The following is a 17,659-nucleotide window of genomic DNA, read 5'->3' on the forward strand; positions in this document are numbered from 1 at the left end:
CGTTACCACCATGCATGAAAATGGTGAACCGGGCCAATACCGTGACCGACCTCCAGACTATCGGCTTTAGCGAGCGCCAGCGAAAGCCAGACTTTGGCCTCTTGCACCGTATCGGCCCAGTTTTCATGGCGTGGACGCAGTGCCGCCAGCGCAGCCGAGAGCGTACAGCCCGTGCCGTGGGTGTTTTTGGTCATCACGCGCGGGGCGGTGAATCGCTGTGCACCGTCGCGAGTAAAGAGCCAGTCCGGGCTTTCGGCATCCTCCAGATGACCGCCCTTCATCAGTACCGCGTCGCAGCCGAGCGCCAGTAATGCGCGGCCCTGCTCTTTCATTTCATGCTCGGTGTGTGCGTGTGGCGCATCCAGTAGCGCCGCCGCTTCTGGTAGATTCGGCGTAATCAGCGACACCTGCGGCAGCAGCTTTTTACGCAGGGTGTCGACGGCAGATGCCGAGAGCAGCGGATCGCCGCTTTTCGCCAGCATTACCGTATCGAGTACCACGTTTTGCACCTGATACCGCGCCAGACGTTCGGCGACGGCTTCGACGATATCCGTCTCAGCCAGCATACCGATTTTGGTGGTATCTATGCGCACATCGCTGAACACGGAATCCAGCTGCGCCGCGACAAAATCCGGCTCAATGCGATACACCGACTGCACGCCGCGGGTGTTTTGCGCCACCAGCGCAGTGATGACCGAGCAGCCGTAGGCCCCGAGCGCCGAGAACGTTTTGAGATCGGCCTGAATGCCCGCCCCGCCGCTCGGATCGGTGCCTGCAATGGTGAGTGCGTTGATACGTTTCATGCCTGCGCCTCCAGATTCCAGAGGGCGTCAATAAAGGCGCCGGAAAAACTGCCTGGCCCGGCGCTTTGCGAAGCCGCTACGCTTCCCGCGCGTTTCATCCATCCACAGGCGGCGGCAACATTATCCAGACGGTCACCCGGCAGCGAACAGCTTGCCGCCACCACCGCCGACAGGGCGCAGCCGGTGCCTACCACGCGGGTCATCAGCGGGTCGCCACCTGGAATGGTTCGTGTTCGCTGGCCATCGGTGACGTAATCCACTTCTCCCGTGACCGCGACAATCGCGTTGGTCTGGCGCGCCAGTGCCTGTGCGGCGGGTAACGCGCTGGCGGCAGTGTCGGTGGTGTCCACTCCGCGACCGCCCGCGCTCATTCCGGCGAGAGCGAGGATTTCCGAGGCATTTCCGCGAATGGCGGCGGGTTTGAGGGTGAGAATTTGCTGGCAAAAACGTGTACGAAACGCCAGTGCGCCCACGGCGACGGGATCGAGAGTCCAGGGTTTTCCGGCGGCAACCGCACTTTCGATCGCCCGACGCATGGCCTGCGCGCGTGGCGAAGTCAGCGTCCCGACATTGATCAACAACGCATCGGCCAGCGCGGCAAACTGCTCTGCTTCTTCGGCTTCGATAACCATCGCCGGAGACGCGCCAAGCGCGAGTAAAACGTTAGCGGTAAAGGTTTGCACCACATCGTTGGTCATGCAGTGGGTGAGCGGAGAGCGCGTGCGGAAGTGATGTAAGACGTGTAAATCGAGCAGGTCAGGCTGCATGGTTTCGCTCCTGCCTTGCGTGAAGAAGCGATAACCGTGAAAGGCATCTGACTTCCCTACGCTGGCATTATCCAGATCAGGTGGTACGGGTATTTCTCAGCCTTCACAAGGAAGGGCACCCCGAGTCATGTCTTTAAATTCTTTGGCTCAATTTGCGTAAGCCTGCAAAAGCTTAATGTGAGCAAGTGATCTTGTAAATGAATAAAATGGCCTGTTCCTAAGGCTTAAAATCCATCATGAATGACGTGAACACTTTCTCGACATCCTGGTTGGGGAACGGCGGGAACGTGATTTTTTTTATCGCGTTGAGCACTTCTTCGCACAAGGGTTGATCCCCTTTTTCGATGGCAGCGGTTAATAGCTTCGCATCGGGCGAAAGACGTAAATGGACTGAGCAACTTTGCCCACGATAGCGTTGCATTTCAGGCAACGCCGTTGACACCGCATGTTGAATTTTTGCGGCATAAGCCCCAGGGGTGGCGTCATTCGCCGGAGCGACATTATTGAACAGGTCGTCTACAGCCTTATCTTCTGTGCTAGCGACGGTCTTCGTGCACCCGGTTAACAGGACTACTCCGGCTATCAATAAATAGTTAATTACCGTTTTCATTTTTGAGTCTATCTTTCCTGAACTCATGTATTTTTCCTTTTAATTGCTAATTATCCTAAAAGACAAATCCCCGCTTTAACGATGTAGACATTTAATCCTTTTGATTATTCAACATTTAAATTCACCCACCGTCAAAGACACAAATCAGTCTACATAAAAAACAATCATTTGCAAAAATTAATGTTTACTTTCAGTATATTAAGAACAATGAGGCTCTGTGATCCAGGTCATGGATTAGCAGCGATCATTCATGGATAGTGCCGCCTGGTCAGCCATTCAGATCCGATTTTCGTCATGATAAAAATAATATTTTGCTCCGCTATTCTCTATATATCACTGCTGTTAACCGGTTTTTGGCTCGGCACCCTGTATAGCGATTATTTCTCCTGCCGTCAGTTTTCCCTGGCTTTAAATTGTGTTCATTGTAATGAGGTTAATAAATGAAGAAGTTACTGATGATTGCCCTGGCGGTTTCCGCGCTTTCTGCCTGCACCTCCCCTGCTGAACGCATGGCGAAGTGTGAAGCTCAGGGCGTTAGCCGTGATACCTGTTATCTGGCGGAACAAAACCGCACCACGGCGATGAATGCCGTGGCCGAAAAACAGGCTATGGAGAATGCCGCTAAAGCAGTGCAACACGCGCAAAGTGCCAAAGTGCAGGACCCGCTGCGTGAGGCGTCATTTACCGCCAATGGCATTAACGCCACGGTTAGTAACGGTTTTTTCACCGCGAAAATCAACGGTAAGAAAGCCGTCGTGAAACGTTTTAATGCGAATAGTTATGAAATCAAAGGGGCGGGATACGTTCTCTCGGTCACCCTCGATGATAACGGCATCACCGACGCGTCCTGGAACAGAACCCACGGTCGCGATCATGGTTTATTGCAGTTTACGCAGAAGTAATGTTAAGGCGGCTAACGTGCCGCCTTTTTTGTATCGCGCATGGTGAGGGGTTTGGACTGCGAAGCGGCAGATTTTTGCTATCAAAAACATCGGGTTATTGGCTACTCTTTAACCCCCCTCTTTTGTAACAAAACAGTAAACAAATTAACCATTGAGCCACGCGCCAAAAGGCTCTATATTGGCCGCGTTTTTTACTCGCTACATCCTTAACTAACTATTTATTCAATCGAGGCGCATAAGACTGCCCCGGTTGTAGGAGTGATATGATGACGGATAAAGTCCGTATTGACACCGCAGATGCCCGCAAAAGCAACGAAACCTATCTGGCCCGTCAGGCCGAGTTTGAATCGAACGTCAGGAGTTATCCTCGCAAGCTGCCTTTAGCTATCACTAAAGCAGACGGCGTGTGGATAACCGATGCAGATAATAAAGAATACCTTGACTGTCTTGCCGGCGCTGGCACCCTCGCGCTTGGCCATAACCATCCTGATGTGCTGAAAAGCATCCAAAATGTCATTACCAGCGGCTTGCCGTTACATACGCTCGATCTGACGACTCCGTTGAAAGACGAGTTCTCGGAATACCTGCTCTCCCTGCTGCCAGGCCAGGGCAAAGAATATTGCCTGCAGTTCACCGGCCCGTCCGGCGCAGATGCGGTAGAAGCCGCGCTGAAGCTGGCGAAAAAAGTCACCGGGCGCAGCAGCATCATTAGCTTCTCTGGCGGTTATCACGGGATGACCCACGGCGCGCTGTCCGTGACAGGTAACCTGTCACCGAAAGAAGCGGTCGATAACATGATGCCAGAAGTGCAGTTCATGCCGTATCCGCACCAGTACCGTTGCCCGCTGGGTATCGGCGGTGACGCGGGCGTGAAAGCGCTGACTTACTACTTCGATAACCTGATCAACGACGTCGAAAGCGGCGTGCGTAAACCTGCGGCCGTGATTTTAGAAGCGGTTCAGGGCGAAGGCGGCGTGAACCCGGCTCCGGCTGAGTGGCTGCAGCGCATTCGTAAAGTGACTCAGGAACACGGCATTCTGCTCATTCTTGATGAAGTTCAGGCTGGATTCTGCCGTACCGGCAAACAGTTCGCCTTCGAACACGCAGGCATCGAGCCGGACATCATCGTGATGTCTAAAGCCGTCGGTGGTGGTTTACCGCTGGCCGTCCTCGGTATCAAAAAGCAGTTCGATGCCTGGGCACCGGGACATCACACCGGCACCTTCCGTGGCAACCAGCTCGCAATGGCGACCGGCCTGACCACGCTGAAAATTTTGAAAGAGCAGAATATCGCTGACAAAGTCGCCGCTCAGGGTGAATGGCTGAAAGGCCAGCTGGCAGAGCTGCAGAAACGTTATCCGGTGATCGGCCACGTGCGCGGCCTGGGCCTGATGATCGGTATCGAGATCGTGAAACCGCACGAAGCGCCAGACCACATGGGCTGCTTCCCGGGTGATGGCGAATTGTCTGCCCTGATCCAGAAGAAATGCTTCGAAGCGGGCCTGATTCTGGAGCGCGGTGGTCGTGATGGCGTGGTTCTGCGTCTGCTGCCGTCCCTGCTGATCAACGAGCAGGAACTGAACGTGTTCCTGGATAAATTTGAGCAGGCGCTGCTTGCTGCGGGCGTTCGCCCCGTTTCACCGGAGTAAGTGAAAACGATGTCTGATGTAAACCCAATTCTGTCGTCGTCGGCGCAAAGCATCGAGGCCTATCAACAGGCCATCGAGCAGAGTTCTCAGGCGGTGATGCAATGGCTGCAACAGTCTGAGATGTATCAGGGGAAAACCGTCGCCGAATTGCGCGATAACATTTCTCTGAACTTCGGTCAGAAAGGCCTCGGCAACGAAGCGGCTATTGCCCGCGCGGTCGAGTACTTCCTGAAAGACAGTCTGTCGGTTCACCACCCGCAGTGCGTGGCGCACCTGCACTGCCCGAGCCTGGTGGTAAGCCAGGCGGCGGAAGTATTGATCAACGCCACCAACCAGAGCATGGACTCCTGGGATCAAAGCCCGTCAGCGACCATTATTGAAATGAAGTTGATCGACTGGCTGCGTACCCGCGTGGGCTATCAGGCCGGTGATGCGGGCGTGTTCACCAGCGGTGGCACTCAGAGCAACCTGATGGGGCTGATGCTGGCACGTGACGCGTTCTTCGCGCGTCAGGGCCACTCTATCCAGCAGGACGGTCTGATTGGCGATCTGCGTAAGATCCGCGTGCTGTGTTCTGAAAATGCACACTTCTCAGTGCAGAAGAACATGGCGCTGCTCGGTCTGGGCTACCAGTCGGTCATTCAGGTGAAAACCGACGAATGTTCGCGCATGGACCTGAACGATCTGGCGGCAAAAATTGCCCAGTGCAATGCCAATGGTGAGCAGATTCTGGCGATTGTTGCCACCGCCGGGACTACCGACGCAGGCGCTATCGATCCGCTGCGTGCTATCGCTGAGATGGCCGCAGAACAGCAGATTTGGGTGCACGTGGATGCGGCCTGGGGCGGCGCGCTGCTGATGTCCGATAAATATCGCGACTATCTGGACGGTATTGAACTGGTGGATTCCATCACGCTGGACTTCCATAAGCAGTTCTTCCAGACCATCAGCTGCGGTGCGTTCCTGCTGAAAGAAGAGCGTCATTACGAGCTGATGCGCTACCAGGCTGCATACCTGAACTCCGAGTTTGACGAAGAAGCGGGTGTACCGAACCTGGTCTCCAAATCACTGCAGACCACGCGCCGTTTCGACGCGCTGAAGCTGTGGATGAGCCTGGAAGCCTTGGGTCAGGAGCAGTACGCGGCGATCATCGACAACGGCGTAACGCTGGCGCAGGATGTGGCGGAGTACGTACAAACTCAGGATAACCTTGAGCTGGTCATGCAGCCTCAGCTGGCGAGCGTGCTGTTCCGCTTCCGTCCTAACGCTGAGCTGAACGAGGCTACCATCGCGTTGCTGAACCAGAAAATTGGTGACGCCCTGCTCGACTCCGGTCGTGCGAACGTCGGTGTGACTGAGCACAACGGCGTGACCTGTCTGAAGCTGACGCTGCTGAATCCAACGGTGACGCTGGATGATGTGAAAGTCCTGCTGTCATTGGTCGAACGCACGGCGCACGAAATTCTGGCGAAGTAACTTTCGTTTACCCCCGCACCGCCTGGTGCGGGGGTAATGTTCGTTTTGTTCTTCCTCTTTATCTTCCGTCAAAATCCCCCTTTTTCTCCGCCACTGCGCCAACGCAATAAAGCGTGTCCACACTAAAATTCGGATTATTCATTTACCCCTCGTGTCAGTAACGCCTGGGCAAAGCTGTTCAGATTTGTTACATTTTTTTTCAAACATCTGCGGCGGTGATACCTAAAATGGGACGCTTGCTGCGCTGTGATACCACAGCGGGCTGAGGTATCAGCAAAAGGGTTAACTGGAGAAAAAATGGCTAAGAGTAAATTGCTGCTTCTGGGTGTGTTGATGTCACTGGCGGGTGCCGTATATGCCGCTCCGCAACCGGCCGCTGCGCCTTCCGGCATTCAGGCTTACGAAGAACAAGAGTTCATTGCCGATTTCACAAAATTCAAAATTGGCGACACGGCCCCGGCGATGTATCAAACGCCTGAGTACATCATTAAGCAATTTCAGCTGCGTAATCTGCCTGCGCCTGACGCGGGAACGCACTGGACTTACATGGGCGAGAACTATGTCCTGATTAATGATACTGACGGGAAAATTCTCAAAGCGTACAACGGGGATATTTTCTATCACCGCTGATCCCATCACCGTCAGACTGTGGCAGGAAAGCGATCGGCCTTTCCTGCGCACCCTCTTTTTACAGGCCCGTCGTAAAGCGTGGCCGTGGCTGGATAGCGCCGACTGGAAGCTTGAGGATTTCGACGCAGCCACGCGCGACGAGCAGATCTGGGTGGCGATGCAAAATGGTCATCGCGTCGGGTTTGCTTCGGTCTGGAGCAACGATAATTTTCTGCATAATCTGTTTGTCGACCCGCAGTATCAGGGCGGTGGCGCAGGGAGCCTAATGCTGGAACACGTACAACAGAGGTTCACCAGTACAGGATCGCTTAAGTGTCTGGTCAGAAATGAGCGGGCGGTGGCGTTTTACCAGCGGCACGGCTGGCATATCGAAGCCACGGGGGATTCTCCGGACGGAGAGTATTACCTGATGCATTACCGGTTGCGGTAATTGCGGGTTCCGTGCGGTCTTGCGCCCGGCGGCGCTTCGCTTGCGCGGGCCTACGGGTTTGGTGCGGTCTGGCTGCGCTGCGGGGCTACGGGTTTTGTAGGCCGGGTAAGGCGAAGCCGCCACCCGGCACAACAATCTAAAAATTACACCGCGCGGAACGCGATCTCGCTCGGGATCACTTCACCCTGCCAGTACAGCTGCGCAGCCACGCGCCCTGCCAGCTGACGGTACATTCCCGCAAACTCACTCTCAGGACGGCTCACCACGGTCGGTTTACCGCTGTCGAGATCTTCACGCAGCGTAATGTGCAGCGGCATTTGCCCCAGCAGTTGGGTGTGATACTGCGCGGCCAGTTTCTCCGCGCCACCGGTGCCGAAGATCGGCTCGTGGTGCCCGCAGTTGCTACAGATATGCACGCTCATGTTCTCGACCACGCCGAGAACCGGCACTTCCACTTTCTCGAACATCACGATGCCTTTTTTGGCGTCAATCAGCGCGATATCCTGCGGCGTCGTCACAACGACTGCACCCGTCACCGGGATGTTTTGCGCCAGCGTCAGCTGAATATCACCCGTACCCGGCGGCATATCCAGTACCAGATAATCAAGATCCGGCCACATGGTCTCCTGCAGCATTTGCAGCAGCGCCTTGCTGGCCATCGGGCCACGCCAGACCATCGCGTTATCGTCTGTTACCAGATAACCAATCGAATTGGTTGCCAGGCCATAGGCCATAATTGGCGCCATGTGGGTGCCATCCGGTGACGTTGGACGCTGATTTTCCGCACCCAGCATGTTCGGGATCGACGGGCCGTAAATATCCGCATCCAGAATACCGACTTTGGCCCCTTCGGCGGCCAGCGCCAGCGCCAGGTTCACGGCAGTGGAGGATTTCCCCACGCCGCCTTTGCCGGAGCTGATGGCAATAATGTTCTTCACGCCGTTGACGCCCGGCTGATTTTTCACACGCTTGAGCGTGGCGATGGTGTGCGTCAGCTTCCAGTCAATCGCCTTCGCCCCGGTGATGCGCAGCAAGTCAGAGCTGCACTGCTCTTTCAGGGTTTCGAAGGCGCTGGCCCAGACGAACGGCATTTGCAATTCGACGTGCAGCGTATCATCCAGCCACGCGACGTGGTGCAGCGCTTTCAGTGCGGTGAGATTGTGCTTCAGGGTTGGATGCTGAAAATTAGCCAGCGTCCCGGCGACCATTGCTCGTAAGGCTTCCGGCGATTTGGCCTGGGATTGAGAACTCATCCCGACTCCTTTGTTCTTGTGAATAAGACCTTAGTTGAACAAGTTTACCTGAAAGGCCGTGGTTTGTGCTTACTTAATAATGACCCTTTTGGTACTATCAAAAACCCTTTTTACTGTAAAAGAAGTAATGCCCACTATGACTCAAGTCGCGAAAAAAATTCTGGTAACGTGCGCCCTGCCGTACGCAAACGGCTCAATCCACCTCGGCCACATGCTGGAGCATATCCAGGCTGATGTCTGGGTCCGTTACCAGCGAATGCGCGGCCACCAGGTAAACTTCATCTGCGCGGACGATGCTCACGGCACGCCAATTATGCTGAAAGCACAGCAATTGGGCGTCTCCCCGGAGCAGATGATTACCGAAATGAGTCAGGAGCATCAGACCGATTTTGCTGGCTTTGACATCAGCTATGACAACTACCACTCGACGCACAGCGACGAGAACCGCGAGCTGTCAGAGCTAATCTACACCCGTCTGAAAGAGAACGGTTTTATCAAAAACCGCACCATCTCTCAGCTGTACGATCCGGAAAAAGGCATGTTCCTGCCGGACCGTTTTGTGAAAGGCACCTGTCCGAAGTGTAAATCCCCGGACCAGTACGGCGATAACTGCGAAGTGTGCGGCGCAACCTACAGCCCGACCGAGCTTATCGAGCCGAAGTCCGTGGTCTCCGGCGCGACCCCAGTGATGCGTGATTCTGAACACTTCTTCTTCGATCTGCCGTCGTTCAGCGAAATGCTGCAGGCGTGGACCCGCAGCGGTGCATTGCAGGAGCAGGTCGCAAATAAGATGCAGGAGTGGTTCGAATCCGGTCTGCAGCAGTGGGATATCTCCCGCGATGCGCCGTACTTCGGCTTCGAAATTCCTGACGCACCGGGCAAATATTTCTACGTCTGGCTGGACGCGCCAATCGGCTACATGGGCTCGTTCAAGAACCTGTGCGACAAACGCGGCGACACCACGAGCTTTGAAGAGTTCTGGAAAAAAGATTCCAGCGCTGAGCTGTATCACTTCATCGGTAAAGACATCGTCTATTTCCACAGCCTGTTCTGGCCAGCGATGCTGGAAGGCAGCGGTTTCCGCAAGCCAACCAACCTGTTCGTGCACGGCTACGTAACGGTGAACGGCGCGAAGATGTCCAAATCACGCGGGACCTTCATCAAAGCCAGCACCTGGCTGAACCATTTCGACGCTGACAGCCTGCGCTACTACTACACCGCGAAGCTCTCTTCGCGCATCGACGATATCGACCTGAACCTGGAAGATTTCGTGCAACGCGTGAACGCGGACATCGTCAATAAAGTGGTGAACCTGGCGTCGCGTAACGCAGGCTTTATCGCCAAGCGTTTCGACGGCGTGATGGCGGCTGAACTGGCTGACCCGGCTCTGTACAAAACCTTCACCGACGCGGCAGCGACCATTGGCGAAGCGTGGGAAGCGCGTGAGTTCGGTAAGGCAGTGCGCGAAATCATGGCCCTCGCCGACCTGGCGAACCGCTATGTTGACGAACAGGCTCCGTGGGTAGTTGCGAAGCAGGAAGGCCGCGATGCGGATCTGCAGGCGATCTGCTCAATGGGCATCAACCTGTTCCGCGTGCTGATGACCTACCTGAAGCCGGTACTGCCGCAGCTGACCGAACGTGCTGAAGCGTTCCTGAATACCGAACTGACCTGGGATGCAATCCAGCAGCCGCTGCTCGGCCACAAGGTAAACACCTTCAAAGCGCTGTATAACCGCATTGAGATGAAACAGGTTGAAGCTCTGGTTGAAGCGTCGAAAGAAGAAGTGAAAGCGGCCTCTGCTCCAGTGACTGGCCCGCTGGCAGACGATCCGATTCAGGAAACTATCACCTTTGATGATTTCGCTAAGGTCGACCTGCGCGTTGCGCTGATTGAAAACGCGGAATTCGTGGAAGGCTCCGACAAGCTCCTGCGTCTGACGCTGGATCTGGGCGGTGAGAAGCGTAACGTCTTCTCCGGCATTCGTTCTGCGTATCCGGACCCGCAGGTGCTGATTGGTCGCCAGACGGTGATGGTCGCTAACCTTGCGCCGCGCAAAATGCGCTTCGGTATCTCGGAAGGGATGGTGATGGCCGCAGGCCCTGGCGGGAAAGATATCTTCTTGTTAAGCCCTGACGAAGGCGCGAAGCCGGGTCAGCAGGTGAAATAAACGAAAAAGCCGGAGATTATCTCCGGCTTTTTTTTGCCTATTTTGCCGGGTGGCGGCTTCGCCTTACCCGGCCTACTAAACTACAAAACCCGTAGGCCCTTGATTAGGCAGACGGCTTCGCGCTATGCACCCGATGGGTCAGCCCGCGCAGGAAATAACGCATAAACTGGTCGCCGCACTCGCGGAAATTCTTATGATCCGGCGCACGCATCATGGCGGTGATTTCCGGCATCGACACGCGGAATTTCTGCTCGGTCATGATCGCCATTACGTCGTCGGATTTCAGCGAAAACGCGATACGCAGCTTCTTCAGCACGATGTTGTTGTTCACGCGGCGCTCTGGTGACAGCACCGGGGCAGACTCGTCTTTGCCGCGCTTATCGTAGATTAGCCCGTTCAGAAACGAAGACAGGATGATGTCCGGGCAGCGAACGAAGCCCTCTTCGTCCTCTTTGGTTATCCAGCTGGCAATATTCGCCGGGGTCGTCTCGACCTCCGCCAGCGCCAGAATACGAACCAGATCGTTATTGTTGGATTTCAGGATGTAGCGCACGCTGCGCAGAATATCGTTACTTAACATAGAGCCTTCAACTGTCGGTGATGCGATGGGGCGCAGTGTACCAGTTTTACAACCCAATCGCCTCTTTCAGGGTTTTCAGATAGCGCCGACTCACCGGCACCGTTTGCCCCGCGCGCAACACCAGTTCCGCCTGGCCGTTCTCTTCGAGACGTATCTCCTTCAGATGCGCCATGTTCACCAGATACTGGCGATGGCAGCGGATCAGCGGCGTGCGGCTCTCCAGCGTGCGCAAGGTCAGCTCCGTAAAGCCCTCTTTGCCTTCGGAGCTTGTGACAAACACCCCGCTCATGCGACTGCTGACAAACGCCACATCGTCCATCTGCAACAGGTAAATACGACTGTGTCCGGTGCAGGGGATAAATTTCAGTGCCTGCTGATGTTCCGGCAGGAGCGTCACGTCCTGCGCGGTACGCTCCTGGCGCAAGCGGTTAAGGGTTTTCTCCAGTCGCTTCTCTTCGATAGGTTTCAGCAGATAATCGAAAGCATGTTCTTCAAAAGCTTTGACCGCATACTCATCAAATGCGGTCAGAAAAACGATGTACGGACGATGCTCTGGATCGAGCATTCCGACCATTTCCAGACCGCTGATGCGCGGCATCTGGATATCGAGAAACAGCACGTCGGGGCGCAATTTATGCACCGCGCCAATGGCTTCGATGGCGTTGGCACACTCACCCACCACTTCAATATCACTCTGTTCCTGTAACAGAACCCGCAGGTTTTCCCGCGCTAACGGCTCATCATCGACAATCAGCACGCTTAACATGCGTTTTCCTCCAGCGGCAATCGTAACGTAATACGGGTAAAACTGTCCGGCTCGCAGTCTACGGTAATGCCGCAATCATCGCCAAAGTGCGCGCGCAGACGTTTGTCGACCAGGCTCATTCCCAGCCCGCCCGACTCGGCGCCAGGCAGGTAAAGCCCAGCGTTGTCTTCAATGTCCAGAACCAGATGATGATTAAACTGGCTGGCGGAGATACGAATCTCGCCGGTCCCCAGCAGCTGCGAGGTGCCGTGTTTAATAGCATTTTCCACAATCGGCTGTAGAGTAAATGCCGGAAGATGCTGATGGGCTAACGCGTCCGGGACGAACAACGACACCTGCAACCGCGACTGGAACCGGGCTTTCTCAATTTGCAGATAGGCATTCACATGTTCAATCTCATCGGCCAGGGTCACAATTTCTGAAGGGCGCTTCAGATTCTTGCGGAAAAAGGTCGACAGAAATTGCACCAGCTGGGTCGCCTGTTCACTGTCGTGGCGGATTACCGCCTTGAGTGTATTGAGGGCATTAAACAGAAAATGCGGATTCACCTGAGCGTGCAGCAGCTTGATTTCTGACTGAGTCAGAAGCGCTTTTTGCCGCTCGTACTGCCCCGCCAGGATCTGCGCCGAAAGCAGCTGGGCAATCCCCTCGCCCAGCGTGCGGTTGATCGAGCTGAACAGCCGGTTTTTGGCTTCATACAATTTGATGGTGCCCATCACCCGCTGATTCTCACCGCGCAGAGGAATCACCAGCGTCGAACCCAGCTTGCACTGCGGATGTAACGAGCAGCGGTACGGCACTTCATTTCCGTCGGCGTACACCACTTCGCCGGTTTCAATAGCGCGCAGCGTATAGGCTGAAGATATCGGTTTGCCCGGTAGGTGGTGGTCGTCGCCGGTGCCGGTAAAGGCCAGCAGCCGTTCACGGTCGGTGATCGCCACCGCGCCAATGTCCAGCTCCTGATACAACACCTGCGCCACTTTCATGCTGTTCTCTTCGTTAAAGCCCTGGCGCAGAATACCCTCCGTCGAGGCCGCCACCTTTAACGCCGTCGACGAAAACGCCGAGGTATATTTCTCAAACATCGCACGTTTATCTAACAGGATGCGCATGAACAGCGCCGCGCCGACGGTATTGGTCACCATCATCGGGGCAGCGATGCTGCTTACAAGATGCAAAGCATCTTCAAACGGGCGGGCGATAAGCAGAATAATCAGCATCTGCGCCAGCTCCGCCACCAGCGTAATTGCTCCGGCGGTCAGCGGGCTAAAGACTTTATCCGGGCGACCACGCTTGATCATATAGCTGTGGACAAGGCCGCCGAGCAGCCCTTCGACGATCGTCGAGATCATACAGCTGAGCGCGGTCATGCCGCCCATCGAATAGCGGTGCAATCCGCCCGTCAGCCCGACTAATCCCCCCACCACCGGGCCGCCGAGCAGCCCGCCCATCACAGCCCCGATGGCGCGTGTGTTGGCAATCGAGTCTTCAATGTGCAGGCCAAAATAGGTGCCAAGAATGCAGAAAATCGAGAAGGTGACGTAGCAGAGGAGCTTGTGCGGCAGGCGAACGGTGACCTGCATCAGGGGAATGAACAGCCGCGTTTTACTCATCAGCCACGCGATGACCAGGAAAACGCACATCTGCTGAAGCAGCAGCAACACCAGATTAAATTCGTACATGACTGCAAACCGCACTGTCTAAAAACGCGTAACATACACTGATACACATTAACTTTCTTTGAAGCATTCCAAAAAAGCTGCAATTCGTGCCCGTCATCACATACTTTAGCGGTACAACTTCCACCCTTCGCATTATTTGTTCAAAAAACGGTCGATTCTTCCTGGTTCGCGAATCAGCGTCTACAGTTATTCTGGGGATGCGCAAGCCAGGGGGCGAACATGGCGCTTTACACGATAGGTGAAGTGGCACTGCTTTGTGATATCAATCCTGTGACGCTGCGAGCATGGCAGCGGCGGTATGAGCTGCTAAAACCGCAGCGAACGGACGGAGGACATCGTCTGTTTAACGAAGCGGATATCGACCGGATCCGCGAGATCAAAAGCTGGATCGATAACGGCGTCCAGGTCAGCAAGGTCAAATCGTTGTTATGTGAACACGATGCCGATAGTCTGGCCGAGTGGCGTGAACATCAGGAAACACTGCTCCGGCTGCTACAGGCCGGTAACTTTCAGCGTCTGCGAACCTGGATCAAGGAGCAGGGCCGGGGTTATCCCGCCCAGACGTTAATCACACATCTGTTTATACCGCTTCGTCGCCGTCTTTCTCAGCAACCGGCACTGCAGGCGCTGCTGAGCATGCTCGATGGGATGTTGATCAATTACATTTCCGTGTGCCTGTCGACGGCACGCAAGAAGAGCGGAAAGGACGCCCTGGTGGTCGGCTGGAATGTTCACGACACCACCCGCTTATGGCTCGAAGCCTGGATAGCCACGCAGCAAGGCTGGCGTGTAGACGTGCTGGCGCATTCATTAGCTCAGCTTCGCCCCGAGCTTTTCGAAGGGCAAACCCTGCTGGTCTGGTGCGGAGATATCCCCACTGCCGCCCAACAGCAGTCGCTGAATGAATGGCGCGAACACGGCTATCCCGTCATTACCCTCGGCCCGTAAATGTCTTAACGGCATTTAATGGTTCATTAACAGGTGTGCTTCACCGTATAATTGGGCGGTTAACAAAAGGAGCACATTATGAAGGCAACCAAAGTGGCCGCAATCACCCTCTTCGCTTTAATGGCCATCAGTGGCATTGGCGGCGTTATGCTCGCCGGCTACTCATTTATCGTGCGTGGCGGTGTCGGCTGAGATACTGCGCCAGCCGTTCAAACCCGCGATCGACCACAATCGCTGCCAGCGCAACCAGCACCGCACCTTGCACAATATAGGCTGAGTTAAATCCGCTTAATCCGATGATGATCGGCGTGCCCAGGGTGTTCGCCCCGACCGTTGACGCAATGGTCGCCGTGCCGATATTGATGATCACCGACGTGCGCACCCCAGCCAGAATCACCGGTGCCGCCAGCGGCAACTCCACTTTTCGCAGACGTTGCCCCGCACTCATGCCCATCCCTTCCGCCACGCTTGTCGCCGCCGCAGGCACAGCCGTCAATCCTGCCAGCGTCGCCTGCAAAATCGGCAACACGCCGTATAAAATCAACGCAATAATCGCCGGTTCCTGACCAAAGCCAATCACCGGTACCGCAATCGCCAGCACCGCCACCGGGGGAAATGTCTGTCCAATTGCAGCAATCGTCTCCACCAGCGGGCGAAACTCACGGCCCATAGGTCGCGTCACTGCAATCCCGGCCCCAACGCCGATCACAATCGCGATGGCGCTCGAAACGCCCACCAGCCAGAAATGGGCCAGCGTCAGGCTGATAAAACTCTCTTGCAAATACACGGGGCGCGGCAATCCGGGGAACAACGCGCTAAACAGCCCACCGCTGTAAGGCATTAGCCATAATAGCGCGACGAACAGCAGCACCAGCCACAGGAGCGGATCACGTAGCCATTTCATGTGCCACCTCTCCCGCCAGTAAATCCCGAAAATGCAGCGTCCCACACGGAAAGCCTTGCTCATCCACCACCGGCAACACTTCGCACTGACGGGCGACAAACGCCGACAGCGCATCGCGCAGGCTCATCTGTGCCTGAAGCGGCTCCCCAGTGACAGCGCCATCCTGCGGGCGCAGATACTCACCAACGGTGCGCAGAGACAGCAGCCGCACGCCCAGTTCACTGCGGCCAAAGAATTCGCGTACAAAGTCCGTCGCAGGACGCGTTAACAGCTCCAGCGGCGTGCCCTGTTGCACCACTTCCCCGCTGTCCATCAAAACCAGACGATCGGCGAGGCGCAGGGCTTCGTCGATATCGTGCGTCACCAGAATAATCGTGCGCCCGAGAATGCGGTGGATGCGGGTCATCTCCGTTTGCAGCGCGCTGCGGGTCACCGGGTCCAGCGCGCCAAAGGGTTCATCCATCAGCAGTACTTCAGGATTGGCAGCTAAGGCACGCGCCACCCCGACCCGCTGCTGTTGCCCACCGGACAGCTGATGCGGATAGCGCTCGCGAAGCGATGGCTCCAGCCCCAGCAGCGCCATCAGCTCATCCACCCGGTCGGCCACTTTTTGCCGCGACCATTTTTGCAGTTGCGGCACGGTTGCAATGTTTTGCGCCACCGTCCAGTGCGGAAACAGGCCAATCGACTGAATGGCGTAGCCCATCCGGCGGCGCAGCTCCAGCACTGGCAGGCTGCGGATCTCCTCCCCGGCAAAGCGAATCAGCCCGCTGTCGTGTTCCACCAGCCGGTTGATCATCTTCAGGGTGGTCGATTTTCCTGAACCGGAGGTGCCAATCAGCACCGAAAACGCCCCTTCTTCAAAGCGCAGATTCAGGTTTTTTACCGCCGTCTGCCCGGCAAATTCTTTGCTCACATCGTGAAATTCAATCATTATTTTTCCCCTTCAGCAGGGCCAGCCACAGGGCAAAGAGTGCGTCCACTACCACCGCCAGTGCAATGGTCGGAATGACGCCGAGTAACACCAAATCCAGCGCGCTGCTGAGCAAGCCCTGGAACACCAGCGCCCCGAAGCCACCGGCCCCAATCAGCGCGGCTATCACCGCCATCCCGACGGTTTGCACCGCGACCACGCGCAGGCTGCGCAGCAGAAGCGGTAGCGCTAGCGGAAGCTGGATTTTCCAGAATCGCTGGCTGGCGCTCATCCCCATCGCGCTGGCGCTTTCCAGCACATCGGGCGACACCTGGCTCAATCCGGCAACCACCCCACGCGCCAGCGGCAGTAATGCATACAGCACCAGTGCAATCAGCGCAGGGGTTAGCCCGGTCCCCGCGATTCCGATGGCGGCGAGCGCGGGAAAAGATTTCACCAGGCCTGCGAGCGGTGCAATCAGCAGGCCGAAAAGGGCCACGGACGGGATGGTCTGGATCACGTTCAGCACCGTAAATACCGGACCCTGGCGTTTAGGAAGACGGTAGCACCACAGGCCGATCGGCACGCCGATGAGCAGCGCCGGAACCAGTGTGCCAAACAGGATGGTCAGATGCTGCAACAGCGCATCGTTAAACACCTCCTGACGGTTGGCGTACTCTTTCAGCAGCGAAAGGGTGTTCAGTTCACCGCTGAACAGCAGCGCCAGCGGCAAAATCCAGATCTGCGCATTCAGCAGCCAGCGCCACACCGGGCGCGTCGTCAGACGGCGGATCGCATCGCTACAGGCCAGCAGGCATAGCGCCATCCACAGCCACAAACCGCTGCCTGTTGAGGTACGCGCTAGCGGAGTGTCGGCTGTGGCAAGATGATTCGCCGCCAGTCCGGCGCTCCAGGCCAGCAGCACAAAAAGCAGTTCGCAAACTATCAGCGTGAGAATGAGCGGCACGCGCCCGGCGCAAAAAGACAGCACGGTAACGCATACCAGAGAGAGAGCCAGCAGGAAGGGCGAAACCGCCCACACCTGCCAGACTGAAAGCCCCTCGCCGGACATCAGCCGGTTCGGTGCAAAATTGACGAACGGAAGCGCGCACGCTGCCAGCCCGACAAACGCGAGCAGCAGCAGTACGCGGTTATGACATGTTTTTGGCAAAGCGT

General features: G+C 56.1%; 18 protein-coding genes and 1 riboswitch. Of the genes, 8 read left to right on the forward strand and 10 right to left on the reverse strand.

The window, feature by feature from the left end:
• Positions 1 to 2 precede the first annotated feature (2 nt).
• The 3 genes from thiD to C3708_RS13445 form a co-directional block, all read right to left on the reverse strand.
• Positions 3 to 803 (reverse strand): bifunctional hydroxymethylpyrimidine kinase/phosphomethylpyrimidine kinase, encoded by an 801-nt coding sequence (gene thiD, locus C3708_RS13435; RefSeq protein WP_103949589.1) that lies wholly within the window; start codon positions 801 to 803, stop codon positions 3 to 5.
• Positions 800 to 1,570, reverse strand: a complete 771-nt coding sequence (gene thiM / locus C3708_RS13440; protein ID WP_103949590.1) for a hydroxyethylthiazole kinase — start codon at positions 1,568 to 1,570, stop codon at positions 800 to 802. Before thiM ends, thiD begins: the two co-directional genes overlap by 4 nt.
• Positions 1,571 to 1,606: 36 nt before the next feature.
• A riboswitch (TPP riboswitch) is annotated at positions 1,607 to 1,703 on the reverse strand.
• Positions 1,704 to 1,787: 84 nt separating this feature from the next.
• Entirely contained in the window at positions 1,788 to 2,207 is a 420-nt protein-coding gene (locus C3708_RS13445) for a cell envelope integrity TolA C-terminal domain-containing protein (protein ID WP_103949591.1), read from the reverse strand.
• Positions 2,208 to 2,620: 413 nt separating this feature from the next.
• Here C3708_RS13445 and C3708_RS13450 point away from each other — a divergent pair, with 413 nt between their 5' ends.
• The 5 genes from C3708_RS13450 to C3708_RS13470 all read left to right on the forward strand — a co-directional run bounded on the left by C3708_RS13450 (position 2,621) and on the right by C3708_RS13470 (position 7,267).
• The gene (locus C3708_RS13450) at positions 2,621 to 3,082 is read left to right on the forward strand and encodes a hypothetical protein (protein WP_103949592.1); all 462 of its coding nucleotides are present in this window, start codon (positions 2,621 to 2,623) and stop codon (positions 3,080 to 3,082) included.
• Between the two features lie 263 nt (positions 3,083 to 3,345).
• Complete coding sequence (locus tag C3708_RS13455; protein WP_095282637.1) at positions 3,346 to 4,731, forward strand: diaminobutyrate--2-oxoglutarate transaminase; 1,386 nt, start codon at positions 3,346 to 3,348, stop codon at positions 4,729 to 4,731.
• Positions 4,732 to 4,740: 9 nt separating this feature from the next.
• Positions 4,741 to 6,207, forward strand: a complete 1,467-nt coding sequence (locus C3708_RS13460) for an aspartate aminotransferase family protein (protein WP_095284326.1) — start codon at positions 4,741 to 4,743, stop codon at positions 6,205 to 6,207.
• A 297-nt stretch (positions 6,208 to 6,504) separates the two neighbouring features.
• Complete coding sequence (locus C3708_RS13465; protein ID WP_095282638.1) at positions 6,505 to 6,837, forward strand: RcnB family protein; 333 nt, start codon at positions 6,505 to 6,507, stop codon at positions 6,835 to 6,837.
• A complete protein-coding gene (locus C3708_RS13470; protein WP_095282639.1) occupies positions 6,779 to 7,267 on the forward strand; it encodes a GNAT family N-acetyltransferase in 489 nt (162 codons plus the stop codon). The genes C3708_RS13465 and C3708_RS13470 overlap by 59 nt, the downstream gene beginning before the upstream one ends.
• A gap of 143 nt (positions 7,268 to 7,410) precedes the next feature.
• On the opposite strand, the gene apbC is transcribed toward C3708_RS13470, so the two are convergent.
• On the reverse strand, positions 7,411 to 8,520 hold the full coding sequence (gene apbC / locus C3708_RS13475) for an iron-sulfur cluster carrier protein ApbC (RefSeq protein WP_095282640.1): 1,110 nt from the start codon (positions 8,518 to 8,520) through the stop codon (positions 7,411 to 7,413).
• A 136-nt stretch (positions 8,521 to 8,656) separates the two neighbouring features.
• On the opposite strand from apbC, the gene metG reads away from it, so the two are divergent.
• Entirely contained in the window at positions 8,657 to 10,690 is a 2,034-nt protein-coding gene (gene metG / locus C3708_RS13480) for a methionine--tRNA ligase (protein ID WP_103949593.1), read from the forward strand.
• A gap of 103 nt (positions 10,691 to 10,793) precedes the next feature.
• Here metG and C3708_RS13485 read toward each other — a convergent pair whose 3' ends face one another.
• The 3 genes from C3708_RS13485 to C3708_RS13495 are packed head-to-tail and all read right to left on the reverse strand — an operon-like array spanning position 10,794 to position 13,718.
• Positions 10,794 to 11,270, reverse strand: a complete 477-nt coding sequence (locus C3708_RS13485; RefSeq protein WP_103949594.1) for a DUF1456 family protein — start codon at positions 11,268 to 11,270, stop codon at positions 10,794 to 10,796.
• A gap of 46 nt (positions 11,271 to 11,316) precedes the next feature.
• A complete protein-coding gene (gene btsR, locus C3708_RS13490) occupies positions 11,317 to 12,036 on the reverse strand; it encodes a two-component system response regulator BtsR (protein WP_103949595.1) in 720 nt (239 codons plus the stop codon).
• Entirely contained in the window at positions 12,030 to 13,718 is a 1,689-nt protein-coding gene (locus C3708_RS13495) for a sensor histidine kinase (protein WP_103946216.1), read from the reverse strand. The genes btsR and C3708_RS13495 overlap by 7 nt, the downstream gene beginning before the upstream one ends.
• A 219-nt stretch (positions 13,719 to 13,937) precedes the next feature.
• Between C3708_RS13495 and mlrA the strand changes: the two genes are divergently transcribed.
• Positions 13,938 to 14,666, forward strand: a complete 729-nt coding sequence (gene mlrA, locus C3708_RS13500; RefSeq protein WP_095282645.1) for an HTH-type transcriptional regulator MlrA — start codon at positions 13,938 to 13,940, stop codon at positions 14,664 to 14,666.
• Between the two features lie 78 nt (positions 14,667 to 14,744).
• Positions 14,745 to 14,858, forward strand: a complete 114-nt coding sequence (locus C3708_RS13505) for a protein YohO (RefSeq protein ID WP_015959724.1) — start codon at positions 14,745 to 14,747, stop codon at positions 14,856 to 14,858.
• On the opposite strand, the gene C3708_RS13510 is transcribed toward C3708_RS13505, so the two are convergent.
• Genes C3708_RS13510 through C3708_RS13520 form a run of 3 tightly spaced genes read right to left on the reverse strand, consistent with a single transcriptional unit; the run spans position 14,833 to position 17,654 of the window.
• Positions 14,833 to 15,570, reverse strand: a complete 738-nt coding sequence (locus C3708_RS13510; protein WP_095282646.1) for an ABC transporter permease — start codon at positions 15,568 to 15,570, stop codon at positions 14,833 to 14,835. The two genes, C3708_RS13505 and C3708_RS13510, sit on opposite strands and share 26 nt — an antisense overlap.
• Complete coding sequence (locus tag C3708_RS13515; RefSeq protein WP_095282647.1) at positions 15,554 to 16,504, reverse strand: ABC transporter ATP-binding protein; 951 nt, start codon at positions 16,502 to 16,504, stop codon at positions 15,554 to 15,556. The genes C3708_RS13510 and C3708_RS13515 overlap by 17 nt, the downstream gene beginning before the upstream one ends.
• A complete protein-coding gene (locus C3708_RS13520) occupies positions 16,497 to 17,654 on the reverse strand; it encodes an ABC transporter permease (RefSeq protein WP_103949596.1) in 1,158 nt (385 codons plus the stop codon). Before C3708_RS13520 ends, C3708_RS13515 begins: the two co-directional genes overlap by 8 nt.
• Positions 17,655 to 17,659 lie beyond the last annotated feature (5 nt).

Source organism: Lelliottia sp. 7254-16, from assembly GCF_002922995.1.
In the GTDB taxonomy this organism is placed as follows: domain Bacteria; phylum Pseudomonadota; class Gammaproteobacteria; order Enterobacterales; family Enterobacteriaceae; genus Enterobacter; species Enterobacter jeotgali.